Origin of the sequence: Mesorhizobium sp. UC74_2 (genome assembly GCF_042701485.1) — a bacterium.
Classification (GTDB): domain Bacteria; phylum Pseudomonadota; class Alphaproteobacteria; order Rhizobiales; family Rhizobiaceae; genus Mesorhizobium.
The window spans coordinates 5,995,751-6,022,524 of record NZ_CP170562.1 but is presented as its reverse complement, the minus strand read 5'-3'; the positions used below and the strand labels follow the sequence as shown (position 1 = coordinate 6,022,524).

The following is a 26,774-nucleotide window of genomic DNA, read 5'->3' as shown; positions in this document are numbered from 1 at the left end:
CGCTCTAAGTTTATTTTTACGCAATTCCGGGCGGAAAACCGCTACGCACTTTTCCTGGAATTGCTCAAGCACCGGCGCCAGCGTGCTCTCAATCCTCGTTGAGGATGAATTCCAGATAGAGGTTGCGCTGCAGGATCGAATGATTGTCGTCGGAGACAAGCGAGACGATCAGCTTGCCGTCGTCGCGCCGCCAGACATCCATGCCTTCCATGTTATCGATCTGGTAGGCCATGTCGGCCTCCAGCAGAACCGAACCATCGGCGACGTTGCCTTTGGCGATCTCGGTCCCGCCGATACGACGCAACCGCATCTTGACACCCCCGGCCATTGAGAAGGATCGCTCGAGAAGCAGCAGATCGCCACCAGGAAGAAATGCGCCATCGGTGATGTCGAACTCGCCGTTGCGACGAACCGTGAAGATGCCCTTGCCCGGCCCTTCGATGATGGCCGCATAGATGTTGCCATCCTTGTCCAGGCTCTTTTCAGACACCACCACCAGAGCGCCTTCCAGCGGCCCATCGGCCGGCGCGCGTGTCACGGTCTCGAAGCCGCGGTTCCTGCGCAGTTCGTTTGCCGGGATGAGGAAGTCGAGCAGCTTGAACGGCGCTTTCATGCCAGCCGGGTCGATCTTGAACTGCGCGACACGATGGTTGCGCTCGAAGCCGACGGTTGCGATGCCGTCCTTGACGTTCAGGCCTTCGGCGTCGACCTCCCATTTCCTGTCGATCGGCTGCCCGGCGTCGTCCACCATCTGCTGCATGGTGAAGTTGAAGATGGCAAAAGGCTGGCCTTGCGCCATGCGTGCAATGGAACCGAAATACCAGAAACCGGTGTCGGTCACGCCGATGAAATCACTGCCCGGGGTGAGGAACCGGAAAGCCGACAGGGCGCCGAAATCGCGCGATGAGCCGGTCATTTCCAGCCCGCCAACAAATTCCAGCGGCCCGAATTTCCTCTCATCCCGGCCGATATGGAACTGGGTGATCTGCCGCACGCTGATCTCGACCGGTTCGACGGCCTGTCGCCCGGCCGCGAAACCAGTTGAGGTGGCAAGGAAGCCGGCGACGAGGAAAGAAGAGAGCCGCAGCCATCCTAGCCGCCTCGAACGGCTCACGAAGCGCGCCTGAAGCCGCCGCGGCGCATGTCGCGCGCGGTCTCCTCGCCGAACAGCGAGGCAAGCTGCTCGGTCATGGCACCGGCCAGCTCCTCGGCATCGACGATGGTGACGGCCCGGCGATAATAGCGCGTGACGTCATGGCCGATGCCGATGGCCAGCAACTCCACCGGCGAACGATCTTCGATCAGTTCGATCACGGCGCGCAGATGCCGCTCGAGGTAGTTGCCCGGATTGACCGAAAGCGTGGAATCGTCGACCGGCGCGCCGTCCGAGATCATCATCAGGATCTTGCGCTGCTCTGGCCGGGCGATCAGCCGGTTGTGAGCCCACAACAGCGCCTCGCCGTCGATGTTCTCCTTGAGCAGGCCCTCGCGCATCATCAGGCCGAGATTGCGCCGGGCGCGCCGCCACGGCGCATCGGCGGACTTGTAGACGATGTGGCGCAGGTCGTTGAGGCGGCCGGGCGCCGGCGGCTTGCCGTCCTTCAGCCACTTCTCGCGCGCCTGCCCGCCCTTCCAGGCGCGCGTCGTGAAGCCCAGGATCTCCACCGAAACGCCGCAACGCTCCAGCGTGCGCGCCAGGATGTCCGCGCAGGTCGCCGCAACCGTAATCGGCCGGCCGCGCATCGAGCCGGAATTGTCGAGCACCAGCGAGACAACCGTGTCACGGAACTTGGTGTCACGCTCCTGCTTGAAGGAGAGCGGCTGCATCGGATCGATGACGACGCGCACCAGACGCGCCGGATCGAGATAGCCCTCTTCGAGGTCGAAGTCCCACGAGCGGTTCTGCTGCGCCATCAGGCGGCGCTGCAGCCGGTTGGCCAAACGGCCGACCACGCCCTGCAGATTGGCAAGCTGCTTGTCGAGGAAGGCGCGCAGGCGGTCGAGTTCCTCCTCGTCGCACAGTTCCTCCGCTCCCACCGTCTCGTCGAAGGCGGTGGTGAAAACCTTGTAGTCGACATCCTTCGAGATCGTGGCAAAGGGGTTGTCGTTGCGCTTGGCTTCGCCCGGGGTCTCGGCGTCGGCTTCCTCTTCATCGGACAGGTCCTGCGAAGTGGCGTCCGTGGCCTCGGCCTCGGCGGAGTCCTCGTCATCGTCGGAAGCGTCGGCGTCCTCGGCCTGCGACTGGTCGGAACCGGAATCGTCCTCGCCGCCTTCCTCGCTCTGCTCTTCGCCTTGCGGCTGGTTCTCGTTGTCGTCCTCGGTATCTTCGGTTTCCTGGTCGTCGCCGAGTTCCTCGGCCATTTCCATGGAAGCGAGCATCTCGCGCACGACACGGGCGAAGGCCTGCTGGTCTTCCAGCTTTCCGGCCAGTCCGTCGAGATCGGCGCCGGCCTTGTCCTCGACCCATGGCCGCCAGAGATCGACCATGCGTTCGCCGCTCTTCGGCACCGCGCGTCCGGTCAGCTTTTCGCGGACCATCAGCGCCAGCGCTTCCTCGAGCGGCGCATCGGCACGATCGCGCACGTCGGCCAGATTGGCCTTCGCGTATTTGTCCTCCAGCATCGTGCCGATGTTGTCGGCAACGCCGGCCATCATGCGCGAACCGATCGCCTCGACGCGGGCCTGCTCGACCGCATCGAAAATGGCGCGCGCCTGCTTGCCTTCCGGGGCCAGCTTGGTGTGGATGCGGGCATCGTGGCAGGCGCGTTTCAACGCCATGGAATCGCCGAGGCCGCGGGTCACCGCGATGTCGACGGCTGAAGCCTTCTTCGGCAATTCCGGCAGGCGGGCGCGGCTGCCGGCCAGCGCCGGTCGCTCCTTGGCGAAGCCGACTTCCATCTCCTTGTCGCCGGAGATGGCACGCATGCACACGGTCACGGCACGCTTGAAGGCATCCGTGTCCGAGCCGTTCTTCGGCTTGTTGCGCGTGTTGTCGCCGGGGCCGGCCATGGAACTTCCTGCTTAGCCGAGCACCACGTTGGCGGAGCTCTCCGGGAGATCCTCACCGAACGCACGCTGATAGAACTCGGCCACCACCGAACGCTCGAGCTCGTCGCACTTGTTCAGGAAGGTCAACCGGAACGCCATGCCGACATTGCCGAAGATCTCGGCATTTTCGGCCCAGGTGATCACCGTGCGCGGGCTCATCACGGTCGACAGGTCGCCATTGATGAAGGCCGAACGCGTCATGTCGGCGACCCGCACCATCTTGTTGACGATATCCTTGCCCTTGTCGTTCTTGTAATGCTTGGCCTTGGCCAGCACGATGGCGACTTCGTTGTCGTGCGGCAGGTAGTTCAGCGTGGTCACGATCGACCAGCGGTCCATCTGCGCCTGGTTGATCTGCTGCGTGCCGTGATAGAGGCCGGTGGTATCGCCGAGGCCGACCGTGTTGGCGGTGGCGAACAGGCGGAAGGCCGGATGCGGGCGGATGACGCGGCTCTGGTCGAGCAGGGTCAGACGGCCCGAGCTTTCCAGCACGCGCTGGATGACGAACATCACGTCCGGCCGCCCGGCATCGTATTCGTCGAAGCAGAGCGCGACATTGTGCTGGTAGGCCCATGGCAGGATGCCGTCGCGGAATTCAGTGACCTGCATGCCTTCCTTGACGACGATCGCGTCCTTGCCGACGAGATCGATACGGCTGACATGGCTGTCGAGGTTGACGCGCACGCAGGGCCAGTTGAGGCGGGCGGCAACCTGCTCGATGTGCGTCGACTTGCCGGTGCCGTGATAACCCGACACCATGACGCGACGGTTGTAGGCAAAGCCGGCGAGGATCGCCATGGTGGTGTGCTGGTCGAACAGATAGTCCGGGTCGACATCCGGAACATGCTCCGTGGCCACCGAATAGGCTGGCACGACCATCTTGGATTCGAAGCCGAATTTTTCCTTCACCGACACCGTCGTGTCGGGCAGGTTGGCGATATCGCGATCGACCTTGTTCATGCGTCTCAACGTCTCCACGGGCGAAGCGTTGCGCTTCGCCGGCAACCCAAATTGTTCGGGGCGGTCATAAAACCTTTTCCAACCCGAGGATAGTTGGAAAAAGGCACGACCTCAGCTCAGCTTGAGCTCAACACAGGCCTGCCTGCTTGAGCACGCGATAGGCTTGCAGCACATCGCGGAACCGGTCTTCCGAACCTCTGTCGCCGCCATTCGCATCCGGATGGTGGCGCTTCACGAGTTCCTTATACCGCGCCTTGATCTCTTGGCCAGTCGCCTTTGTGTCAAGGCCAAGCGTTTCCAGCGCCTTGGCCTCAAGTGGCTTCGCCTTGCGTTCGCGCGGGGCGCCGTGGTCTCGCGGCTCATTGAACAGGTTGTAGGGGTCGCGCATGCGATTGTAGTAGCCGGCGCGGCCGGAACGCTGCTTCGCGAAATCGGGCGCGGTATGGGTGCCGCCATTGGTGCCCATGGTCCATGTCGGGCGATGCCCGGTCGCCGCTTCCTTCTGGAAACGCGCGATCTCGGAATCGGGAACGCCCGAAAAATAATTGAAGCCTTTGTTGTACTCGCGCACGTGGTCGAAGCAGAATTTGAAATACTGGCCTTCGGCCATGCGCCCCACAGGCGCACGATGCGTACCCGGTTCCTTGCAGCCATCCCACTGGCAGATCGGTGCGCGCGACTTCAGCTCCGCGTCCTTTTCCGGGCGAATGCGGAGTTTTTCGAAATATTTTGGATAGGGCTTCATCTGACCCCATTTATGGGCTGTTCGCCCGACGATACAAGAATTGACATTTCGGCGATGATCGCCCTAACCGCTGAATCGCGGCTTAAACGGGGCGAACGACTGCCGGCCGGCGACGAAAATTGTTGGCGATCAAGCCTATGTGGTGAAGGAGAACGACAATGTCCATGCAGACGGCGATGGAAAAAAAGCTGACTGAAGCTTTTGCGCCCGAAAGACTGGCCATTGTCAACGAAAGCCACCTTCATGCCGGCCATCATCACGCCGAGAGCGATCATCATGCCACCTTCGACGGAACCGGCGAGACACATTTCCGCATCCGCATCGTCTCGCCTGCCTTTTCCGGCATGAGCCGCATCGAGCGCCATCGTGCCGTCAATGCCCTGCTGGCCGACGAGTTGAAAGCTGGCCTGCACGCCCTGGCGATCGAGCCGGCAGCCCCCGGCGAAAAGACGCGCTGGTAGTCCAAAACTTGAAACACTTCTGCTGCCGCCGAGAGTAGACGCCCTGCCTTCCGCTTGGGAAACTTCCAGGCTGGGGGAGATCAGCGACATGCCATTTCACACGCGACTGGCAGCGGAGACGCTGGCGACGGCGCTGCTGCTCGCCACGGTCATCGGCTCGACCATCATGGGCACGACATTGGCACCCGCCAATCCGGCCTTTGCGCTCTTTGTCACGTCGACCTCTACCGGCGGCATGCTGTTTGTGCTGATTTCCGCCTTCGGACCGGTGTCGGGCGCGCACATCAACCCTGTCGTCAGCTTCGGACTTGCCGCCACCGGCGACTTCGCCTGGCGCGAATGCCTTCCTTATTGCGCTGCCCAGATCATCGGCGCGATCATCGGCATCTGGGTGGCACATGCGATGTTCGAACAGCCCGTGTTACAGTTCTCGGCGACGACACGCGACAGCTTCGGCCTATGGCTTTCGGAAGCGGTGGCGACATTCGGCCTGCTGCTGGTCGTGCTCGGCTGCGCTGCCCGCAAGCCCGCAGCGACTGCCGCAGCGGTCGGCCTCTATATCGCCGCCGCCTACTGGTTCACCGCGTCGTCTTCCTTCGCCAATCCTGCCATGACACTTGCCCGCGCCTTCACCGCGACCGCGGCGGGCATCCGGCTCGAGGATGTCGCCGGCTGGATCATTGCGCAATGTCTCGGTGCTTTCGCGGCATGCCTTGTCGCGCGCCTGTTCTGGCCAAGGGCTACTGCAGCTTCGGAGCCTCTTGCTGCTGTATCTCTACGGACGCCGGCCTGATCCTGATCCGTGCGATGCGGTTCTTGTCGCGCTTCATCACCAGGAAGCGCTTGCCGTGGAAGGTGAAAGCCTGCTTCTCGACCGGGATCGACTGCGCCTCGTGAATGATGAGGCCGGCGATCGTCGTCGCCTCCTCATCAGGCAGCGTCCACCCCAGCGCCCGGTTGAGGTCGCGGATCGATACCGTGCCTTCCACCACCACGGAGCCGTCGGCTTCCTGCTTCACGCCCTGGACATCGATGTCGTGCTCGTCGGAAATTTCCCCGACGATTTCCTCGATGATGTCCTCCAGCGTCAGCAACCCTTCCACCTCGCCATATTCGTCGACGACGATGGCGATATGGGCGCGCCGGCGCAGGAACGCGTTGAGCTGCTCCTCAAGGCTGGTCGTGTCCGGCACGAACCAGGGCTTCGCTGCGATCTTCAGGATGTCGATCTTCGAAAAATCGTTGTCGACTTCGTTGAGCGCCCGCAGCAGATCCTTTGCGTGAAGAATTCCGACGATATTGTCGAGCGAACTCTTCCACAATGGCAGCCTGGTATGCGGGCTCTGCAGCACTTCGCGCACGATCGCCTCCGGCGCGTTGTCGGCGTTGACGGAGCGCATGTTGGTGCGATGGACCATGACGTCGGAGACTTCCAGCTCGCGCAGCGCCAGCAGCGCCTCGACCCGGTTGCGATCCTCTTTCATGGCTTTCGCTTCGCTGCGCAGCCGCGAGATCACCGCGCGCGCCTCCTGCTGCGTCAGGCGTCGCCGTTTCCGGCTGATCAGTTGCAGGCCGAACGAAGCAAGCAGGGGCTTGCGGAACAGGACGGCCAGCAACGCCAAGGCAACCAGCCCGGCGGCAATGATCCATCCCGCCATTTCGCTCATTCGAGGCTGTCCCGCAGGAACGCCACCACTTCCGAGGCCGGCACATCCCTGGCGATGAAGGATTGGCCGATGCCGCGTGTCAGGATGAAGGTCAATGCGCCGCGCGACACCTTCTTGTCCTGGGTGATGTAGTCGAACAGTTTTTCCGGGCCCGGCAGTTCGCCTGGAATGTCGGCGACACGCGTCGGCAAGCCGACTGCCTTGAGATGGGCTTCGACACGTGCCGCGTCGTCCTGGCTCGCCAGGTTCAGCCGCGCGGAGAACCGATGCGCCAGCACCATGCCGATCGACACACCTTCGCCGTGCACCAGCCTGGCACCATCATAGGCAGTCGCTGCCTCCAGCGCATGACCGAAGGTGTGGCCGAGATTGAGCAGCGCGCGGTCGCCGGTTTCGAATTCGTCGCGTGCCACCACATCGGCCTTAGCCCGGCAGGCTTCTGCGATGGCCTCGATACGGGCATCGCCGCCGTCAAAGACCTCCTGCCAGTTCTTCTCCAGCCAGGCAAAGAAGGCAGGCCGGTCGATCAGACCGTATTTGGCGAGTTCGGCATAGCCTGCGCGAAATTCGCGGATTGGCAGTGTATCCAGTACGCCGCTGTCGGCGAGCACCAGCTTCGGCTGATGGAAGACACCGATCAGGTTCTTGCCGCGCGCGCTGTTGATACCGGTTTTGCCGCCAACCGAAGAATCGACCTGGGCAAGCAATGAGGTCGGGACCTGCACGAAATCCATGCCGCGCCGCACGATGCCTGCGGCGAAGCCGGCCAGGTCGCCGATCACGCCACCGCCCAGTGCGACAACAGCATCGCGGCGTTCCAGCTTCGCCCCCAGGACCGCGTCGACCACTTCCTGCAGATGCTCGAAGCTCTTGGTTTTTTCACCGGCCGGCAACATGACGGTCGCAGCAACGGCCACCCCGCCGCTTTCCAGCCCGCTCTTCAGCGTTTCGAGATGGCTCGCCGCGACATTTTCGTCGGTAACGATCGCCACACGAGTGCCCGGCAGGCGGGAAGAAACGGTCTCGCCGGCACGGCCGAGCAAGCCGGGACCGATCAGGATGTCATAGGCGCGGTCACCCAATCCGACCTCGACTGTGACGGTCCTGCTCATGCCTGCCCCTCGCCGACGGCAACAGCCGTCTGGATGTTGAAATGACCGCACAGTGCCGCAATCACTTCCTCGGCGATCACTTCCTTGCGTTCGTCGCGGGTCGGCACGGTAACATCGGCCAGCGCATAGGTTGGATAACGGTCATCCATCAGTTTCTGCAGCGTGGCGCGCGGGTTGGCGGTCTTCAGCAGCGGGCGGTTCTGCTTCTTGGACACTCGGTCCATTAGAAGATCGAGATCGGCTTTCAGCCACACGGAAATGCCATGTGAAGCGATCGCTTCACGCGTCTGCGCGTTCATGAAAGCGCCGCCGCCGGTGGAGAGCACCTGCGGCCCTTGCTCCAGCAGGCGCAGGATGACCCGCTGCTCGAGCGCCCGGAATTCCGTCTCGCCGTAACGTTCGAAAAGCTCGGGGACGGTCATGCGCGACACACCCTCGATCTCCTGGTCGCTGTCGATGAAGGTGAGCCCGAGTGCTCCGGCCGTCTTGCGGCCGATTGCCGTCTTGCCGGCACCCATCAGCCCGACAAACACGATCGAACGACCACCAAGCCGCTCGATCAGCGCGACACGGCTTTCGTCCTGCGGAATGGCGGCTTGCGGGTTCATTGCCGGCGTATCGACATGAAAAGCCCCTTTGCGTCAAGCGGCGCACGTCGCGAACTGCCCTTGAAATGGCGGAATCGCCGTCCCATAACGGGACGTTTCCGGCAACACCACAGAATCAAGGCGCCACCAGAACCCATGCCGACCCTGTTCCGCCTCGTCGTGACCCTGGCGATCCTGGCCGGCCTTGCCTACGGCACGATGTTCGCTCTGGTGATGTTCGTTTCGCCCAAGCAGGCCGAGCTTTCGGTGCGCATCCCGGCCGAAAAGCTCAACCCGAAGAAAAACTAGTCAGCGAAAGAGCCTGCACCATGAGCAGTGCCGCCCGCATCGAAGCCTTCCTCGAGATGATGAGTGCCGAGCGGGGTGCTGCCGAGAACACGCTGACCAGCTATCGCCGCGATCTCGAAGATGCCGCCTCTGCCATCAGGGGCGGCCTGGCCAATGCCGCCCCGGGCGACATCCGCGGCTATCTCGACGGCATCGCGGCGCAGGGCTTTGCGCCGACATCACAGGCACGCAAGCTTTCGGCGCTGCGCCAGTTCTTCAAGTTTCTCTACGCCGAAGGCCTGCGCCAGGACGATCCCACCGGCACGCTGGACAGCCCGAAGAAAGGCCGCCCGCTGCCCAAGACGATGGGCGAGGCCGAAGCAGGCCGCCTGCTCGACCGCGCCGCCGCCGAAGCGAAGGAACCGCCGTCGGGCAGCGATCCCCTTGCCGCACTCAGGCTGCATGCGCTGGTGGAAGTGCTCTACGCCACGGGATTGCGCGTTTCCGAACTTGTCGGCCTGCCGGTGACGGTGGCACAGCGTGACGACCGCTTCTTCATGGTGCGCGGCAAGGGCAACAAGGAACGGATGGTGCCGCTTTCGACCAAGGCCCGCCTCGCCATGACCGCATGGCTGGCCGCCCGCGCCGGGGTAGCTGCCTATGCCGAAAGCGCTTTCCTGTTTCCCTCCTCGTCCGACAGCGGCCACCTGCCCCGCCAGGTCTTCGCGCGCGACCTGAAAGGCCTGGCAGCCCGCGCCGGCATCGCGGCGTCGAAGATATCCCCGCACGTGCTGCGGCATGCCTTCGCCAGCCATCTCCTGCAGAACGGCGCGGACCTGCGCGCCGTTCAGCAATTGCTCGGCCATGCCGACATTTCGACCACGCAGATATACACCCATGTTCTCGAGGAAAGGCTCGTTCGGCTGGTCAACGATCACCATCCGCTTGCCGACTAGGCCCGGTGTCGCTATGTGAGGGCGACGTTTCACAGCTCGGAACTGCCGTTACGGCTTCCTGTCCATCTGTTTTCCGGCGCAGCGGTCCCCTCACGAATGTACAATTATCTCGACTTCGAAAAACCGGTTCAGGACCTCGAGGGCAAGATCCTCGAACTGAAGAAGCTTGCCGAGAGCGGCGAGGCCGTCGATGTCGCCGACGAGATCGCGCGGCTGGAAAAGCGGGCGCGCGAAGCGCTGCGCGAGGCTTACAAGGCGTTGACGCCATGGCAGAAGGTGCAGGTGGCGCGCCACCCCGACCGGCCGCATTGCCTCGACTACATCAGCGGCCTGTTCACCGATTTCACCCCGCTGGCCGGTGATCGCGGCTTCGGCGAAGACCAGGCCATCGTCTGCGGTTTCGCCCGCTTCCGTGGAGAATCGGTCGCCGTCATCGGTCAGGAAAAGGGCTCCGACACCGCCAGCCGCCTGAAGCACAATTTCGGCTCGGTCCGCCCAGAGGGTTACCGCAAGGCGGTGCGGGTCATGGAAATGGCCGACCGTTTCAAGGTACCGCTGGTCACGCTGGTCGACACCGCCGGCGCATTCCCGGGCGTTGATGCCGAGGAACGCGGCCAGGCCGAGGCGATCGCTCGTTCGACATCGGCAGGCCTTGCGTTGAAAGTGCCGTCGATCTCGATCGTCATCGGCGAAGGCGGTTCGGGCGGCGCGATCGCGATTGCGACCGCCAACCGCGTCTACATGCTCGAGCATGCGATCTATTCGGTGATTTCGCCCGAGGGTGCGGCTTCCATCCTGTGGCGCGACACCACGCGTTCGAAGGATGCGGCGACGAACATGAAGATCACCGCGCAGGACCTGCTCGAGCTCAAGATCATCGACGCCATCATTCCCGAACCGCTCGGCGGCGCTCATCGTGAGCCCGAAAAGGTGATCGGCGCCACAGGCGACCTGATCGCCAGGACGATGCAGGACTTCGCCAGCTCAAACGCCGATTTCCGCGAGCAGCGCCGCGAGAAATACCTCGCCATGGGGCGTTCGCTCTGACGAATTGACCGGAACGGACGGTATCGCCGGCAGCACAGCCGTCAGGCCGCGCGGAGCCCGATGGTTCAAAATGTGGCGAAGAACCTGTTTTCCGCCACAAAAATGCCGTCGCTTTCGGCTCAGTCACTTTGTCGGGAAGACTGCCGGCGCTGCTTGCAGTAAGGAAATTTCAAGGTTAACGGGCTTAGGGTCCATCGATGTTCGGGGTAACGCCTGGGCCTTGAAGCCCGTGGCGTACAATTGGAAGACGACAGCGCATCCATGTTCGCGAAACTTGCACGCACCGGCTTCATGATCAGCGTTCTTGCCGTGGCCGGCTGTAACGAAAAGTCGGTTGCCGACTTCGTACCGCAGGGTGCCAACAAGCAGTTGCCGGAAAAGATCCTGGCCGACATGCGCGCCAAGGGCATGAATCGCGAGTCACCGATCGTCGGGCGCATTTTCAAGGAAGAGAATGTCGTCGAGGTCTGGAAGCAGAAGACCAACGGCCGTTACGAAATCATCGCCAGCTATCCGATCTGTCGCTATTCCGGCAAGCTCGGCCCGAAATACACCGAGGGCGACCGCCAGGCGCCGGAAGGTTTCTACACGGTGCGCCCCGGCCAGATGAACCCGAAGTCGGGCTATCATCTCTCCTTCAACATCGGCTACCCGAATACCTATGATCGCGCCAACGGTCGCACCGGCTCCAATCTGATGGTGCACGGCGCCTGTTCGTCGTCAGGCTGCTATTCGATGAACGACCCGCAGATCGAAGAGATCTATGCTTTCGCGCGCGACGCCTTCAAGGGCGGCCAGACCGAATTCCAGATCCAGGCCTATCCCTTCCGCATGACCGCTGCCAACATGGCGCGCTACCGCAGCGATCCGAACTACGATTTCTGGAAGATGCTGAAGGTGGGATACGACAATTTCGAGATCACCAAGGTGCCGCCGAAGGTCGACGTCTGCGAGAAGCGTTATGTCTTCAACCAGGTCGCGCCCGACGGCCAGAAGTTCAATCCGACCGGCGCCTGCCCGACCAGCACCACGCCGGACCCGCTCAAGGTCGCCTACGGCGCCTATCAGAAGAACTATGACGCTGCTTTTGCCAGCGCCATGAACAGTTCCGCCCCGGCGGCGCCCAAGGCCTCGATCGCCGGGGTCAAGGAAGCCAACCTGGTCTCTGACTGGACCAAGCGCCGCGCCCGCGGTGAACGCATCACCATCGATCCGCCGTCGATGAACCACGATGGTTCGGTGACCGAAACCACCACGCGCATGGGCCGTATCGATTCCCCGGCCGGACGCAAGATGGCGGCGCTCGAAGCCGAGCAGGCCGCCAAGAAGAAGGCCGAGGAAGAGAAGAAGGCGGCGATCGCCTTCGCCAAGGCCGAAAAGGAACGCATCAAGGCTGAAGCCCTGGCCGCAAAGGAAGCCGCCAGGAAGAAGGCTTCCGAGCCGGCCGAGACCTTGACGGCTCAGGTGCAACCCGCGCCGGAGGTGCCGGTCGAGGACGAGAGCCGTCTGTCGCAGATGAAGAAGAAACTGCTTGGCATGTTCGGCGGTTGAGCGGCATGCCGCAGGAAGCCGGTGCCGGGACAGCCGCAATCTACGACCTCAAGGGGCTGAACTGCCCGTTGCCGGTCCTGAAGGCGCGCAAACGGCTGACGGACATGCAACCCGGCGGCCTGTTGTGGCTGGAAACCACCGATCCGCTCGCCGTCATCGACATCCCTGCCTTCTGCAGCCAGAGCGGCCACCGTCTGGTCGAGACCGCAGCCATGCCGGGGGGCCACCGCTTCCTGGTCGAGCGCGGCGCTTAGAGCGTTTCACCTTTACGGAAACGCTTCAGCTCCCTGTTTTGCGCATTTCCGGGCGGAAAACCGTTACGCACTTTTCGTGGAATTGCTCTCGCTTTCTACGGCTTGAGCGCCCGGAAGCTGCGACATTTCAGAGCCCGGCAATCGCCAGCGGATTGTTCGTCAGGGCGTCTCGATCCGGCGTGTCGATGGCCGGACGATCGGTCAGCGCCGAAAACAGCCGCCGCACATAGTCTTCCGGCATATCGAGCGTGATCAGCACCAGCCGCGTACCCCGCTGGCCATCCGGCCATGCCGGCAGACGTGCCGGTGGGTGCAGCAGCTTCTGCACGCCGTGCACGACCAGTGGCCGTTCCGGATCTTCCTTCAACTCGATCACGCCCTTCATGCGCAGGAGATGCTCGCCATGCGTGGAACGCAGCAGGTCGAAGAACATCTCGATCGCCGCGAATGCCACCGGGCCTTCATGCACCAGTGAAAAGGTCCTCACCCGCGCGTCGTGGCGATGCCCATGGTGATCATGATCATGGTGATGTTCATGATCGTGGTGATCATCGTGGTCATGGTGGTGATGATCTTCCGCCGCCTCTCCCAGCCAGCGCGCGACATCGGCGCCCTTGGCGGCAGGATTGTAGAGGCCGCAGTCGAGCAACGCTGCGGCGCCGGCAGTCTGAACATCGAGAAGCCGGGCGCCTGGATTGATATCCTTCAGCCGCGCCGTCAGCGAGGCGACCTGTCCGGCATCGGCGAGATCGGCTTTGGTGAGCACCAGCCGGTCGGCCATGGCCGCCTGCTTCAGTGCCTCGACATGGGCATCGAGTGTCGCGTCGCCATTGACCGCATCGACCAGCGAGACGACGCCGTCGAGGCGGAAGGCCTGCACCAGAACCGGATGCGCCATGATCGATTGCAGAACCGGTGCCGGGTCGGCGAGGCCGGTCGTTTCGATGACGACGCGTGCCAGTTTCTCGATGCGCCCGGTCTGCAAGCGATCGACGAGATCGGCCAGTGTATCGACCAGCTCGCCACGCACCGTGCAGCACAGGCAGCCATCGGAAAGCTGGATGATGCCGTCGGAGGCCTGTTCGACCAGGAGATGGTCGATGGCGACCTCGCCATATTCGTTGATGATGACGGCGGTGTCAGTAAGCGCGGGATCTTTCAGCAGGCGATTGAGCAGCGTGGTCTTGCCGGCACCCAGGAACCCCGTCACCACGGTAACGGGAATGGGAAAAGTCGCGCCGCTCATGATGCCTGCCTCACTGCTGAAGCGTTTCCGTGAAAAACGGAAACGCTCTAATTGGCCGTCTTGACCGGCTGATCGCCCTGCATACCGGTCGCGACCGGAGCCACGAAGGCTGGAGCCGGACGGTCGGGCCGCCAGACAGGAACCGGTACATTGGCGGCCTTGCCGCTTTCGGGAACCGTATCGGCGACTTCGACGCGGCCGATCATCGCCCTTGGCACCGGTCCCGTCGCACCGCCGAGGCTGACCGCGACCAGCCTGGGATTGACGAGCTTTTCGCGCCAGGGCGATTTCGGCGCCTTGGCGTCGGCGGCCGGAGCCGCCTCGGACTGCGCTTCTTTCGGTTGTTTCTTGCAGACTTCTTCCTGCATGTCGTTGACCGCCAGCGTGTCGCCATAGGGCTGCAGGGAGGCAAGGCTGGCGGATGTCGTCATCGACGTGCCGAAACCCTGGTCAAGCAGCTTCGCGGCGGCATCGGCGCGTGCGATCGCTGATTTCTCGCCCAGCACCACGGCGGCCAGCGTGCGGCCGTTGCGCGTCGCCGTGCCGACCATGTTGAAGCCCGACGGACAGACGAAACCGGTTTTCATGCCGGTGGCGCCGGGATAGCGGCCGACCAGCAGATTGTAGTTCGGGATCTTCTTCTTGCCGAGCGAAAGTCCTTCGATCGAGAACCATGGCTGGTATTGCGGGAAATCACGGCGCAGCGCCGTCACCAGCAGCGCGATGTCGCGCGCGGTCGTGTACTGGTCGGGCGAGAACAGGCCGTTCGGATTGACGAAATGCGTGCCGGTCATGCCGAGTTGAGCGGCGGTGGCATTCATGCGCGCGGCAAAGTCTTCCTGCGTGCCGCCGATATTCTCGCCGATCGCCATGGCGACGTCGTTGGCCGACTTGGTGATCATGATCTTGACCGCCGTATCGAGCCGCAGCACCGAGCCCGGCTTGAATCCCATCTTCGACGGCGGCTGGCTGCTGGCCAGCTTGGTCATGCGGATCGGCGAATTGAGCGCTGCTTCGCCGTTCGCGATCGCCTTGAAGGTGACATAGGCGGTCATCAGCTTGGTCAGCGAGGCAGGATACCAGCGCTTGAAGGCGTCCTGATGTTCCAGGATGCGGCCGTTGTCGAGGTCGAACAGCACGGCCGGATTGGCCTGGGCCTGCTGCGCCGCGAGGGCGGTCATAAACACCGCGCCTGCCGACAGAATCTTGAGCAAATGCCTTGGCCTCATCATCCGTTCCGAAATCGCTCTTGCCGTCATCACCCTGGTCTCCGTAAGATTTGCCCACGGATCGTCAGGTTTCGTCATTCGGCCACCTCCTGGCCGCAATGCCGCGCTGCTATCTAGCCTATGTGACATCACCAAGGCAAAGCATAGGGCGATCACAATTCTGTCCACGCCGGATTGAGACCGGACCAACAGCGAGTTTGAGACCTATGCCCATTCTGAACCGCGCCGCCGAACTGCAGGAAGAGGTCGCCGGCTGGCGTCGTCACATCCACCAGAAGCCGGAACTGAATTTCGACGTGTTCGAGACCGCGGCCTTCGTCACCGAGAAACTCAAGGAATTCGGCTGTGACGAGGTGGTGACCGGCATCGGCAAGACCGGCGTGGTCGGCATCATTCGCGGTGGCAAGGGCAATGGCTCCACCGTCGGCCTGCGTGCTGACATGGACGCGCTGCCGATCACCGAGACCACCGGCAAGCCTTATGCCTCGCAGACACCGGGCAAGATGCATGCCTGCGGCCATGACGGCCACACCGCCATGCTGCTGGGTGCGGCTAAATACCTTGCCGAGACGCGCAATTTCGCGGGCTCGGTCGCCGTCATCTTCCAGCCTGCCGAAGAAGGCGGCGGCGGTGGCAACGAGATGGTCAAGGACGGCATGATGGACCGTTTCGGCATCCAGAAGGTGTTCGGCATGCACAACATGCCAGGCCTGCCGGTCGGCCAGTTCGCCATCCGTCCGGGCCCGATCATGGCGGCAACCGCCGAATTCACCATCACCGTCAAGGGCCGCGGCGGCCATGCGGCGATGCCGCACGGCACCATCGATCCGATCGTCATCGCCAGCCAACTGGTCGGCGCCTTGCAGACGATCGCCTCGCGCAACACCGATCCGGTCGAATCGGTCGTCGTCTCGGTCACCAAGTTCCATGCCGGCGCTGCCTACAACGTCATCCCGGAAGCCGCCGAGATCGCCGGGACGGTGCGCTCGCTGAAAAAGGACGTCGCCAGGAAGGCCGAACAGCGCATCCGCCAGCTCTGCGCCGGGCTTGCCGCCGCCCACGACACGACGATCGAGGTCGACTACGACGCCAATTATCCTGTCACCTTCAACCATCCCGACGAGACCGTTTTTTCCGGTGATATCGCCGCCGAGGTGGCCGGCGACGCCCAGGTGCAGCGGGCGATCCAGCCGGTGATGGGTGGCGAGGATTTCTCCTACATGCTGGAAGCGCGCCCCGGCGCTTTCATCTTCATCGGCAATGGCGAGAGCGCCGGCCTGCATCACCCCGCCTATGATTTCAACGACGAGGTCATTCCGCACGGCGTCAGCTACTGGGTGAAACTCGCCGAAAAGGCGCTGGCCGCCTGATAATCGACCATCCCGCGCCTTGAACCATCATCTGCCGGGCGAGCCTTCCAATTTGGCCGCCCGGTACTTGGCGAAGCGGCGCGAAACGGCTATGTGTTCGCCCGCGTGGTCCCGTAGCTCAGTAGGATAGAGCGGCAGATTCCTAATCTGTAGGTCACAGGTTCGATTCCTGTCGGGATCACCAAAATCAAACGGTTAGCGGTGATATCTATATTTCATGCTGCAACTGAAATGATTTTCAGTACGGCCACTCTATGCGTCTGTGGTGTGGCGCGACCCGCCGGATAGCCGAGATTCATGGGAGCAGGACTGAATGGCTCCCCTTTTCCTCGCTGAAAACTCTAAAGAGAGCGATGATTGGCGCTTGAGCATTCGTGCTATTCTCCACCATCAACCGGAGGTGAGGATGATCACGGGGCCTTTATGCAAAGCCGCTCGCGCGTTGGTGGAAATCAGCCGATCCAAGCTAGCAACCAACGCACACATTGACGAAGAGGTCATCGCGCTCTTCGAGCGCGGTATCGATGTTCCAGGCGAAGCCGCGAGAAACGCCATTAGGACCGCATTGGAGGAACTTGGTGCGGTCTTCCTGCCAGAGGAAGGATCGCAGGGTGTCGGCGTCAGGCTGAAATTCAACCAGTCGCTCACCAAACGGCTTGGCACTCTGGAGAGCGAAGGCGGGATAACGGCGAAGGACGACGTACCTTAGGGGCACAGAACACATTCCACACCACTACAGATCCCCATCGCTGGCGTTGATTGTCGGCTTCTCAATAGACCCTTTGGTGTTTTGCAGAGGGCATTATGCAAACCCTTCCCATCTCCGAAGAGGTCTGGCGACGAGCCCTCCACTTTGCCCGCGAGCATCTGCTCTGGTGGCACGAGCCCGAAAGACAAAACATCGATCCTCCGGTTATCGAGAGAGCTAGATTCAAGGCTCAACACAGGGCTTTGAAGAAATGGTCGAGCTCAAGGAACGGGCGCACAGTGATTTCGAAATCACTGTGATCGTAGCGCACAGTTTGGCTCACGTTCGGCCAACTAAGGTGATGATTCTCCGAAGACCGCCACGGACACAGACCCCCGTCAATCATTCCTGATCTTTATTGCTCGAACCACAACAATAAACATTGATATAATGCAGAGGAACAACGCAACAGAATTTGCCGTTGATATCCAACTGTCGGTTTTTTCGTGGATCTGATCAAAACTTACGAACAAAATAAGAAAATAGAAAGACAAATGGAATTGTCGATATCCGGTTGAATTGCTCGGTGCTCGACTTAAATATATTTTTCTCCGAAGAAAAAACAAAAATGTTCACCTTTTCACTGCGGGATGAATTGGCCGAAACGATAAATAGGGGACAAGATAATATTGAGAGAACGCCTCCCCATCCATTGTATCCGTAATTCGTGCAGATGATGGCCGAAACTGAAAAAGCCGCACTGACTGCCGGCAGCATCGAATTAACCCTTACGAATTTGTCGCCTATTTTGGTCATTTGTTCCTCACAATTGCCGTCAGCATTCATGGAAGTGCCCTATTCGGAGGCTACAATCCGACTCGCGCAGGGATAACGCTCACACTTGGCAACTGTGGCTGTGTTCTTGCCGGGGGACACCATTCGGGTGGTACTCGTTGCGTCGTTTGGCAGCGGGATTGATTCACCCGCTGAGAGTTGAATACCGAAAGGTTGTAATGACGAAAATGTTTCTTGCGGCAGTTTCCCTGATTGCCGCCTCTGTCCCTGCATTTGCAGATGAGGAATGCTGGCCTGTCAAGAAGACGGTCTGGGCACTGGATGGAACAGCGATGCTCATTGAAGAGGCGCGCTGTTCCGAGGAAAGCAACACCTATATCGTCAGGGATGTGCGGCGAGGAGAAACGCGCGAAATCTCGCAAGAGGACCTCTTCCCGGTCGATCCCTTCGAGCAAGACGGGAAAACATCGGACTCACCTTCACTTCCAAGCAATTGACGGCGAAGCACGGCCGGTTGGCCTGGGCCGACTGCGAACATGCTGACGGAAACCTCATCCTCCAGGGAGGAGGTCTCCAGCAGGCTTCGGAGTGGGGTACAAGGGCCAAAACAAATGCCGGGCAGCCCGCATGCAAGGGACCGGGTCGCGTAGACCGCAGATGTCGCAGTCCGGCCTTGTTGAAAAATGGCTTCGCCTTCAGACTGTTCCAAGACCAACAGAGGATGCGCCCACACAGGGGAAACAAGCCGCGCCATGTTCGCCGATCCATCGAGAACCAAGCCAATTCCAGACACTTTCTCGCATTCCACGGATCCGCTGTGCATCGATATTCTCCTGCTTCCGGAAACCAACCTCATCCTGCTGGCCTCCGTCATTGAACCCCTTCGTGGCGCGAACCGGATTGCCGGCGAAGAGAAATACCGCTGGCGGATTCTGACACCCGATGGCGGGCCTGTCGAAACAACCAGCCATATTCCGATACCGGCAAGTCAGGCGTTTCGGCCAAATGCCGATACCAATCCTCTGTTTGTGCTGGCCAGCTACAACTGGATGCGCGCGGCCTCGCCGCAGCTGATCTCCCAGCTTTCCCGAACTGCCCGCCATCGGCCTTTCGTCGCCGGGATCGAATCCGGAACATGGCTGCTCGCCCGCGCCGGTCTGCTCGACCATTTCAAGGCAACGACGCACTGGGAGGACATCGACGATTTCACCGCCAGGCACCCGGCAGTCGATGTCAGTTTCTCCAGGTTCGTGATTGACGGCAAGCGTGTGACGACAAGCGGTTCGTTGCCGACCATTGACCTGATGCTCGAGCTCATCAAGTGCAGACAGGGCTACTCGCTGGCGCTGGAGGTAAACCGGCTGTTCATCTACACCGATACGCTGTCCGACCGGCGCAGCGAAACCGTGACTGGCCATGATCTTCATGTGGGAGAGCCTCGGGTGGCAGCCGCGATCCGCATCATGGAGCAGACGATCGAGCAGCCGATGGCACTCGACGAGCTGGCGTCGACATTGCGAATGAGCGCCCGGCACCTGCAGACACTGTTCCATCGCACGATGGGCGTGGCACCTCACGTGCACTACGTCGCCCTGCGCATGAATGCTGCCAGGCGCCGCGTCATTGAAACCAGGAACTCATTCGCCGAAATCGCGGTCACGACCGGATTCACGTCGGCTTCCGCGTTCACGCGATGCTACCGCTCCCATTTTGGCGAGAGCCCATCCGGGACCCGCAGGCGCATGAAATCTTTCGGCCGCCAGACTGCTTGAAGACGCCAAAGCCGGCAGGGCAATGCAAGCTGACGGGCCGATCAGGCCGCAGCGACAAGCGCCTCGCTGTTCTGCTCCCGCGTCCGCAACGGCGAGCAGCCAAATGCACGCTTGTAGACTTTCGAAAAATGCGACGCGGACGTGAATCCGCTTGCTATGGCTACTTCCACGATCGGCATCGGAGATTGTTTGAGCAGGAGCCTGGCGCGTTCGATGCGCATCTTCGTGTAGTACTGCGCCGGGGACGATCCCAGCTCCGTCCTGAACAGCCTCTCGAGCTGCCGGCGCGACATGTTCAGGTCCCTCGCGATGGCAGTTATGGCAACCGGCTGATCCAGGGCTTTCTCCATACGCGAAACCGCCCTGAGCAGACTGGTCGTGCATTGTTTGAGGCGTACGGAGAGTGGCGCCCGTTGCGGCTCCGAAGGCAACCGCACCCGGTCTATCAGGGCCTGAGCACACACCGCCGAAGCTGTATCGTCACCATAGTCCTTGCGCACGACGTCCAGCATCATATCGAAGGTGGCGGTGCCGCCGGCGCAAGTGTAGATGCCTCCGTCGATCTCATAGACGCTTGTGTTGGCCAGTGCCTGCGGGAACACCTCGCTGAACTGCGGGTAGTTCTCCCAATGGATGGTGCAGCGTTTGTGGTCGAGAAGTCCGGCTTTTGCGAGCGTGTATGCACCGGTGCAGACGCCGCCAACGACGACACCCCTCTGCCTGCACTCCCGCAGCCATGCACCCGCTGACCTGTCGTAGTACCGTGAGACATTCTGGCCCGAACAGACGATCACCAGGTCGGCGCGGTCGGGATGACCAAGCGCCAGCCGCTCTTCGGCGATCGACGACTGGGCTGCGATGGAGAGGCCGCAGCTTGCTGTGACGCCTTCACCACCTGTCGAGGCAACCCGCCAGCGATATCCCGATCTGCCGAGCGCTCTGTTTGCCAGACGCAGCGTCTCGATCGCCGAGGTGAAGGCCAGCATGGTGAACTCAGGCATCAGGAAGAATACGACCAGGTGATCTTCGTCCGTTGTCTGCTTGGTCATCTTGTTGCCTTGCAGGAAGCGCCTCCTGAATTCTGTTGCCCGGCAAGAAGACCGGGAAACTGAGTTTGGGCCGGCGCGCGATTGCTCGAGAAACAATACCCGCCGAGCTTCGCCTCCTGCTTTGCAGTTTTGGCGGTGAACTATACATTATCGGAAATTTTGCTTATGCGGCTTCAAGAGGTGTGAAGCTGCCGCGATTGGTCAGCTGGTGAACAGTGGCAGCCGCAACACGCGATCGGGCTCAGGGGTGAAGCCCAGGGCCTTGTCCATCGGCACGGCGGCCGAGAAAAGGTAGCCCTGCGCAATCAGGCAACCGAGGGACACGAGGATCAACCGGTCTTCATCGGTCTCCACGCCTTCAGCCATCACGTCGATCTCGAGTGCCTGCCCAAGATCGATGACGGCTTTGACAAGAGCCTGATCCTCGGCGGACTTGGAGAGATTGCGCACGAAGTTCTGGTCGATCTTGATCTTGCGGATACGGCTGTCCTTCAGCGACAGGAGTGTCGAAAATCCGGTCCCGAAATCATCGAGCACAATCGATATGCCCGCGTCGGCCAGGCGTTCGAGTTTCCTGTCCACCCTGCCGCGATCGATCGGGGCTTCCTCCGTGATCTCGATTTCGAGCATTGCTGCCGGGATGTTCTTCGCAGCGAGCGTCCCAAGGATCATGTCATCGACATTGCCCGCTTCCAGTTCTCGCGGCGACAGGTTCATCGCGACGCGCATGTGACCGCGACCACTCCTGATCAGCTCTTCAATCATAGAGCAGCAGTTGAGCAGGACCGTCTCCGTCAGCAGGGACTGCAGACCGGTTTCGCGAGCCGCGTTCACCACCGCGGGAGGGGAAAGGAAGCCGTGCAGCGGATGCTGCCAGCGCAGGAGGGCCTCGAAACCGACCGTCGCATTCGTGTCCAGCCGCACGACAGGCTGGAACCAGGAGCACACGGCACCCGCCTCGATGGCCGAGCGCAGATCGCGTTCAATGCAATGCTTGCGCTCGAGCGCCTCCTCAAGCTCTTGGTCGAAAAAGCAGTATTCGTTCCTGCCGCTGCGTTTGGCGGCATAGAGCGCGAAGTCTGCGCGAAGCAGCATTTCTGTGAGATTTGGTTTGTCCGACGCGTAGATGCCGATCGAAGCGCCGATACGCACCGAATTCAAAGTGGAAACCTGGCTTGCGATTGCGGATATGATCGAGCCTGCGAACACCTCGGTCTGAATTCGCCCTTCGGCTGAAAAAAGCAGGACGAATTCGTCGCCGCCGATACGCGCGATTGTCGCTCCTTCCGGGGCATGGCTTTCGATTGTAGCCGAAACATTCACCAGCAGGTCATCGCCAACACTGTGGCCATAGGTGTCGTTGACCGACTTGAAGCCATCCAGATCGATCAGCATGACCACGAACGGACCGTCCTCCGGTCCAAGCCGGCCGACTGCCTGCTCCAATCCGCTTCGATTGAGCAGATTGGTCAGCGGGTCGAGCCTGGAAGTCCGTTGCATCTCGGCGGCGAACGCCTTGGCTTCATGTTTGAGGCGGCTCGTCTCGCAGAACCGCGACTGACCGATGAAGGCGCTCCTCACCATCCCGCCGAGGAACAGGATCACCGTGAATGCCAGGATGTAGCTGTCAGTGTCGCCTTTGGCCACAAGGCAGCCCGCAGCCACCACGAGCGGCGGAACCATGAAATTGAGGGAGGCCGGCGCGTAGGCGGCACCATAGGTCACGGATCCGGCGCAGGCGCCGGCCAGCACGATCAGATAGAGCGGCCAGTGCGGGTTGGTGTAGCCATGCGTGAGCACGGCAGGCAGCGTCCAGATGATCCCCGACAGCAAGGCCAGCAGTCCATACCGCACGAGCGCGGCACGGACAGTGTTCTCGTCACCTCCGTTTGCGTCCGACCGTCCGAGGGCGAGCGCAATGCGTCCGCCGCTGACCGCAACGCTCGCCGCGAACCAGAAGGAAGCCAGGAGACCTCCCTCCGAGCGGATCTGTTCGACCAGGATCACGGCTGCAAGCACGATGCCGATCGGCATCGAGATGAAAAGCCCTGCTTTCAGGTCAGCAAGCTGATCGGCGAGGATGCCGGCCCGCACCGGGGCCATCGGCAGCGACCGGGATGAACCCGCGGTCGTTCCGGCACCGCGTCCGGCCACGACATTGCTTTCAGGAAGGCCGATCCGGAAGCGCACGGGGAGCCTGGAGCGGAGGTATGCGATCGAAAGATGCCACAAGAAAAATCTCCTGGCCTGCACTTTGAACCAGGGGCGATGATCCCTGGCCATCTGCCCCGGTTAGTCAGGGCTTACGTTGCGTACTCCAAAAGAACCGGCTCAGGTAGTCGCAAGAAAATGCGTGGTTAAAATCTGGCCACCTTGGAGAATTGGTGGAGAAAATCGAGAGAGCAGGCGCCGGCCGCGTCGACGGCCGGCGTTCTCCTGCAAGGAGATCGGAAGTCTCAAGCCGTCTGCAATCGGAATCCACGGTTATCCGCAGAACGGCTTCAGGCGATTGGCGACGTTCGCCATGCCCGTGTAGTCGCTGACTGCATCGTTGCGGACCCAGTTCTTTGACAGCCGGATGCCAACCATGCCGTTGGGCATCAAGGCAACGATGTTGCCGCCCCAGCCGAGCGCCGCAGGTATGTACAGCTTGCAATCCGGGGAAGCGTCGTAACGATCGTTCCAGAGCGCCATGAAGTAACGTTGTGCGCCAAAGGCATTGCTGTCGCCGGTCGGCAAACCCCGATCTTCCTTTCCGGCCAGCATCTTCTCGACCATGGGCGCATAGAGGATCTGCTCGGCGCCAAACCGCCCGCCGTTCTGGTAGAGATCAGCAATCTTGGCGATGTCGCCAAGGGTGGGATAGTAGCCATAGGCCATCATCGGCTGACCCTTGCTGCCATCCTGCTCGATCGTGCGGTTTGTGGGTGCATGGTGGATGCCGATCGGCCGATAGACCTCGTCTTCCAGCATCGCCCATAGATCGCCCTTGCCATCCTTGCTTTTGAGATACGACTGCATCGCGACGCCCAGCAGGAAAAGGTCCTGATCGCGATAGCGCATCACTTCCCCGGGACCCCATGGGAAATCGGGGGTCTTGGCCAGCGCCTTCACCTTGTCGTCGACACTCTTGGCCTCATACCATTCGGGGTAATTGCCTTCGAGATATCCATCATGGGCGGCGTTGGGATTGCGCTTGTCGGTGCCAAAGCCCACCCCGCTTGCCATGTTGAGCAGATTTGCAAACGTGACATCGCGCCAGCCTTGGTGCGCTGCCGGGATTTTGACGTAGTCCACGACCTTGGCCGCAAAGACTTCCGGGCCATATTTCTGCGCGAGCCGGAGCAAGGCAACACCGCTCGCCAGCGTCTTGGTGGCCGACCAGACACCGAAGCCGGTGGTATCGCAATATGGCAACGGACCCGCCGCGCTCTTGCAGGGCTTGCGGTACAAGGTGCCATCAACGACAATCCCGCTGACCAGCACCTCCTCCTGCACCATGGCGCTTTCGAAATCTGCCAGCCTGTCCTTGCCAACCCTGGTCTCCAGCTGCGACCAGTCCGCGACAGGGAACCGATCGGCAACCTCGCGGCTGTAGTCGCTCTTCAGGCTTGCAAGCTGCGCGATGTCGCCGGGCGCATAGTGCGCGGTCGCCAGACCCCACGCCGTGAAATAGTCTTCTATGTAGTAGGGTGCCGTTTGCTGCACGATCTGGAAGCGGAGTTTCGAAACCTCCTTGCCGTTGAAGAGGAAGGTCGCGATCCCGTTGTGGGTTTCGCCTTCGATCGAATGGACCAGGGAAAACGGGAATGAAGCCCGCGACCATTTTCCGTCACCTGGCTCCGACCAGACGCGGCCGGGCTGGACGATGACGTCCCAGTAGCTGCTGCCCGCCGGGGTCGACCCGAGCCGGATGACATCCCTGTCAACCGGGACAAGATCGCCATTCTGCACAAAGAAGGACAGGTTCACGGCAGGGAACACCTTTGGATCCTTACCCATGACCTTGGGAGCTCTGAAGCTCGCCGGCGATGTGCCCATGGTGATTTCTTCGAGCTGCAGCGCACCGGTGAAGTCGTGCTTGGCCGGCCCGGCTGCGGCACTGGGCAGAAATGCGGTGTTCGGGACAAGTCCTCCAGGCTGCGCGGTGCCAAGCAGCTGTTCCACGGCGATGGTATCTTCGGCTTGCGCGGTCGCGCAAAATGCCGTCGTCAACACGGTTGAGGCGACGATCGCAGAGACAATATGCAACAGTGACCGCAGGTTCATGTTCCCTCCATTTGTCATTGGTTCCTTCAAGCTCCGGACAGACGCTTTCTCTCGGGGCAGCCGTCGCCCCCGGCAGCCAGCCATGCGCTGGTCCGCAGTCCCAAGTCCTCATCCCGGACTTGCGACGATGAGGCCCTCAAACTGCGCTCCACAGGCTGGCAAGCGCCGTTCCGAAGCTTGCGGCGCAAACTATTCAGGGGAGCCGCATGAGCGTCAATTTCGCAGGATTTCGCTGCATGGCTTCTCGCTTTGGAGCGCTGCCGGCGTCAGTCAGCGAATGCGGTAGCGTCAGCTGGCGAATGCCGAGTCTGCCGCTGATTGGAAACCGGTTACCGCATTCCCGATCGGGATGCAGAGGCGGTTTGACCGTCAACGCAACTTGGCTGGCTTGTCGGATCAGAAACCTGGCTGGCAGGAGCGCGCAGATCTGCCGTCTGGCAACCATTGTAGCCTGGAGCGTTTCCGTTTTTCGCGGAACCGCTCCAGGCTTTTGTTTTCGCCGCATTTCTGTAACGCCAAGTCATCCCGCTTGGCTACAAAATGCTCTAGGAAAGGCCACGGGCGATCAGCACACCGAGATCGCTTTTGATGCGGTTCTGCACGAGGTGCCTGATAACCTTCGGGATATGTTCGGAGTCTTCGGGATAGACACCACACTGCCTGACGGCATCGATCAGCGATGCGTTGTGGTCCACGGCCACATAGGCAAGGTTCGACGCAAAGGGACGCCTGTCGAGATAGCTCGACACGCCGATCATCATGCCTGTGAGGATGCTGACCTGATCGGTATAGCTCGGATACAGACAGGTCATCGTGTAGGACTCGTTCAGGCCCTTGTGGTTGTCCAGGATGTACAGGAAACCACCCGCCAGGCTGACCAGTCCATTCATCTTGTAGTAGTAGACGGGCTTCCTGAGGATCGGTTCATCTTTCTGGATGTAGCGATCAAGAACCTTGCTGCGCATGACGTCGCCATCCCGGTAGATCCTGGCAAACCCCTTCACGATCGCCTTGTGGTGATTGGTCCAGCGAAAATAGGTGTGGTAGTAGCGGCAATAGCGGTCGAGCTGCCCCGCCTCGCCAGCGGAGCCGAAGCCCAGAGGAGCAACCTTTGCGCCTTGCTGCCGGTCGTGTCGCCTGGCGAATAGCGAGGCGTCGAGATCAAGATCTGCTCCCGGGACGCGAAAGAAGTCGGCAATCCTGCGAAGGATCGATCCGGACGGCCGGGTTTCACCGCTGAGGTAGCGATTGAACTGCTGGCGGTTTATGTCGATCCGCCGGCACACCTCGGCAATCGAGCCGTGACGGTCACACAGCAGGCGCAGATTGCGGGACAGATTGTTTGCGGACATGTCGCCTTCCCGTGCAGCGCGCAATTCTTGTACTGCTGCCTGGACCTGGCAAGACGTCGCCTCGGTGGCGACGCAGTCACCGCATGGCTGCAGTCATCGCGAAAATGCCGACAGTATGGCCTGAAGCGCGATGTCCAGCATGTCGGAAAACACCCTGCCCTTTTGCCAGATTGCGACATAGTGATCGAGCACCGATGGCTCGACTGGCCGCCTCTCGACGCCGAGGACTTCGTATTTTCGCGCGATGATATTGTTGGTTATCGCAACACCGGGACCGCATGCGTTGCGATTGGCAGTCTGCTATCTGACTTCTGCATACGGTGCTGCT

At 61.3% G+C, this 26,774-nt stretch carries 24 protein-coding genes and 1 tRNA gene; 12 read left to right on the top strand and 13 right to left on the bottom strand.

Going from position 1 to position 26,774, the window contains the following annotated elements:
* Positions 1 to 88: 88 nt before the first annotated feature.
* The 4 genes from ACFJIU_RS29400 to ACFJIU_RS29385 form a co-directional block, all read right to left on the bottom strand.
* On the bottom strand, positions 89 to 1,114 hold the full coding sequence (locus tag ACFJIU_RS29400) for an esterase-like activity of phytase family protein (RefSeq protein WP_379065962.1): 1,026 nt from the start codon (positions 1,112 to 1,114) through the stop codon (positions 89 to 91).
* Positions 1,111 to 3,009 (bottom strand): cobaltochelatase subunit CobT, encoded by a 1,899-nt coding sequence (gene cobT, locus ACFJIU_RS29395; RefSeq protein WP_379065960.1) that lies wholly within the window; start codon positions 3,007 to 3,009, stop codon positions 1,111 to 1,113. Before cobT ends, ACFJIU_RS29400 begins: the two co-directional genes overlap by 4 nt.
* Positions 3,010 to 3,021: 12 nt before the next feature.
* A complete protein-coding gene (cobS, locus tag ACFJIU_RS29390) occupies positions 3,022 to 4,008 on the bottom strand; it encodes a cobaltochelatase subunit CobS (protein ID WP_129412806.1) in 987 nt (328 codons plus the stop codon).
* Between the two features lie 127 nt (positions 4,009 to 4,135).
* Entirely contained in the window at positions 4,136 to 4,753 is a 618-nt protein-coding gene (locus ACFJIU_RS29385; protein WP_379065958.1) for a J domain-containing protein, read from the bottom strand.
* 158 nt (positions 4,754 to 4,911) lie between these two features.
* Between ACFJIU_RS29385 and ACFJIU_RS29380 the strand changes: the two genes are divergently transcribed.
* A complete protein-coding gene (locus ACFJIU_RS29380) occupies positions 4,912 to 5,214 on the top strand; it encodes a BolA family protein (RefSeq protein ID WP_379065956.1) in 303 nt (100 codons plus the stop codon).
* An 88-nt stretch (positions 5,215 to 5,302) separates the two neighbouring features.
* Positions 5,303 to 6,007 (top strand): aquaporin, encoded by a 705-nt coding sequence (locus ACFJIU_RS29375; RefSeq protein WP_379065955.1) that lies wholly within the window; start codon positions 5,303 to 5,305, stop codon positions 6,005 to 6,007.
* Here ACFJIU_RS29375 and ACFJIU_RS29370 read toward each other — a convergent pair.
* Genes ACFJIU_RS29370 through ACFJIU_RS29360 form a run of 3 tightly spaced genes read right to left on the bottom strand, consistent with a single transcriptional unit; the run spans position 5,955 to position 8,601 of the window.
* Positions 5,955 to 6,881, bottom strand: coding sequence for a transporter associated domain-containing protein (locus ACFJIU_RS29370; RefSeq protein ID WP_379065953.1), 927 nt, complete (start codon positions 6,879 to 6,881; stop codon positions 5,955 to 5,957). The genes ACFJIU_RS29375 and ACFJIU_RS29370 overlap by 53 nt on opposite strands.
* Complete coding sequence (aroB, locus tag ACFJIU_RS29365; protein WP_379065952.1) at positions 6,878 to 7,993, bottom strand: 3-dehydroquinate synthase; 1,116 nt, start codon at positions 7,991 to 7,993, stop codon at positions 6,878 to 6,880. The genes ACFJIU_RS29370 and aroB overlap by 4 nt, the downstream gene beginning before the upstream one ends.
* Positions 7,990 to 8,601: a shikimate kinase gene (locus ACFJIU_RS29360; protein ID WP_379065950.1), complete on the bottom strand. Its 612-nt coding sequence runs from the start codon at positions 8,599 to 8,601 to the stop codon at positions 7,990 to 7,992. Before ACFJIU_RS29360 ends, aroB begins: the two co-directional genes overlap by 4 nt.
* A 135-nt stretch (positions 8,602 to 8,736) precedes the next feature.
* Between ACFJIU_RS29360 and ACFJIU_RS29355 the strand changes: the two genes are divergently transcribed.
* The 5 genes from ACFJIU_RS29355 (at position 8,737) to ACFJIU_RS29335 (ending at position 12,676) form a co-directional block, all read left to right on the top strand.
* Positions 8,737 to 8,889 carry a histidine kinase gene (locus ACFJIU_RS29355; RefSeq protein ID WP_379065948.1) on the top strand — a complete coding sequence of 51 codons (153 nt, stop codon included), beginning with the start codon at positions 8,737 to 8,739 and terminating at the stop codon, positions 8,887 to 8,889.
* A 20-nt stretch (positions 8,890 to 8,909) separates the two neighbouring features.
* Entirely contained in the window at positions 8,910 to 9,824 is a 915-nt protein-coding gene (locus ACFJIU_RS29350; RefSeq protein ID WP_379065946.1) for a site-specific tyrosine recombinase XerD, read from the top strand.
* Positions 9,825 to 9,920: 96 nt separating this feature from the next.
* A complete protein-coding gene (locus ACFJIU_RS29345) occupies positions 9,921 to 10,871 on the top strand; it encodes an acetyl-CoA carboxylase carboxyltransferase subunit alpha (protein WP_379065944.1) in 951 nt (316 codons plus the stop codon).
* A gap of 261 nt (positions 10,872 to 11,132) precedes the next feature.
* Positions 11,133 to 12,422: a L,D-transpeptidase family protein gene (locus tag ACFJIU_RS29340; RefSeq protein WP_379065942.1), complete on the top strand. Its 1,290-nt coding sequence runs from the start codon at positions 11,133 to 11,135 to the stop codon at positions 12,420 to 12,422.
* A gap of 5 nt (positions 12,423 to 12,427) precedes the next feature.
* Positions 12,428 to 12,676 (top strand): sulfurtransferase TusA family protein, encoded by a 249-nt coding sequence (locus ACFJIU_RS29335; protein WP_379065940.1) that lies wholly within the window; start codon positions 12,428 to 12,430, stop codon positions 12,674 to 12,676.
* A gap of 127 nt (positions 12,677 to 12,803) precedes the next feature.
* On the opposite strand, the gene ACFJIU_RS29330 is transcribed toward ACFJIU_RS29335, so the two are convergent.
* Together ACFJIU_RS29330 and ACFJIU_RS29325 are read right to left on the bottom strand one after the other, a co-directional pair.
* Complete coding sequence (locus tag ACFJIU_RS29330; protein WP_379065937.1) at positions 12,804 to 13,922, bottom strand: CobW family GTP-binding protein; 1,119 nt, start codon at positions 13,920 to 13,922, stop codon at positions 12,804 to 12,806.
* A 47-nt stretch (positions 13,923 to 13,969) separates the two neighbouring features.
* Positions 13,970 to 15,151, bottom strand: a complete 1,182-nt coding sequence (locus tag ACFJIU_RS29325; RefSeq protein ID WP_379073265.1) for a D-alanyl-D-alanine carboxypeptidase family protein — start codon at positions 15,149 to 15,151, stop codon at positions 13,970 to 13,972.
* A gap of 206 nt (positions 15,152 to 15,357) precedes the next feature.
* On the opposite strand from ACFJIU_RS29325, the gene ACFJIU_RS29320 reads away from it, so the two are divergent.
* The 5 genes from ACFJIU_RS29320 (at position 15,358) to ACFJIU_RS29300 (ending at position 19,776) form a co-directional block, all read left to right on the top strand.
* Positions 15,358 to 16,521, top strand: coding sequence for a M20 aminoacylase family protein (locus ACFJIU_RS29320; protein WP_379065935.1), 1,164 nt, complete (start codon positions 15,358 to 15,360; stop codon positions 16,519 to 16,521).
* Positions 16,522 to 16,628: 107 nt separating this feature from the next.
* Positions 16,629 to 16,705: transfer RNA gene (locus ACFJIU_RS29315), tRNA-Arg, on the top strand.
* A 129-nt stretch (positions 16,706 to 16,834) separates the two neighbouring features.
* Positions 16,835 to 17,230: an XRE family transcriptional regulator gene (locus tag ACFJIU_RS29310; protein ID WP_379065932.1), complete on the top strand. Its 396-nt coding sequence runs from the start codon at positions 16,835 to 16,837 to the stop codon at positions 17,228 to 17,230.
* Between the two features lie 992 nt (positions 17,231 to 18,222).
* Positions 18,223 to 18,501 carry a hypothetical protein gene (locus ACFJIU_RS29305; protein ID WP_379065930.1) on the top strand — a complete coding sequence of 93 codons (279 nt, stop codon included), beginning with the start codon at positions 18,223 to 18,225 and terminating at the stop codon, positions 18,499 to 18,501.
* 255 nt (positions 18,502 to 18,756) lie between these two features.
* On the top strand, positions 18,757 to 19,776 hold the full coding sequence (locus ACFJIU_RS29300) for a GlxA family transcriptional regulator (protein WP_379065928.1): 1,020 nt from the start codon (positions 18,757 to 18,759) through the stop codon (positions 19,774 to 19,776).
* 41 nt (positions 19,777 to 19,817) lie between these two features.
* Here ACFJIU_RS29300 and ACFJIU_RS29295 read toward each other — a convergent pair whose 3' ends face one another.
* The 4 genes from ACFJIU_RS29295 to ACFJIU_RS29280 all read right to left on the bottom strand — a co-directional run bounded on the left by ACFJIU_RS29295 (position 19,818) and on the right by ACFJIU_RS29280 (position 26,446).
* Positions 19,818 to 20,825, bottom strand: coding sequence for a GlxA family transcriptional regulator (locus ACFJIU_RS29295; protein WP_379065926.1), 1,008 nt, complete (start codon positions 20,823 to 20,825; stop codon positions 19,818 to 19,820).
* A gap of 201 nt (positions 20,826 to 21,026) precedes the next feature.
* Positions 21,027 to 23,057 (bottom strand): putative bifunctional diguanylate cyclase/phosphodiesterase, encoded by a 2,031-nt coding sequence (locus ACFJIU_RS29290; protein WP_379065924.1) that lies wholly within the window; start codon positions 23,055 to 23,057, stop codon positions 21,027 to 21,029.
* A 252-nt stretch (positions 23,058 to 23,309) separates the two neighbouring features.
* On the bottom strand, positions 23,310 to 25,094 hold the full coding sequence (locus ACFJIU_RS29285; protein WP_379065922.1) for a serine hydrolase: 1,785 nt from the start codon (positions 25,092 to 25,094) through the stop codon (positions 23,310 to 23,312).
* 545 nt (positions 25,095 to 25,639) lie between these two features.
* Positions 25,640 to 26,446, bottom strand: coding sequence for a helix-turn-helix domain-containing protein (locus tag ACFJIU_RS29280; RefSeq protein ID WP_379065920.1), 807 nt, complete (start codon positions 26,444 to 26,446; stop codon positions 25,640 to 25,642).
* Positions 26,447 to 26,774 lie beyond the last annotated feature (328 nt).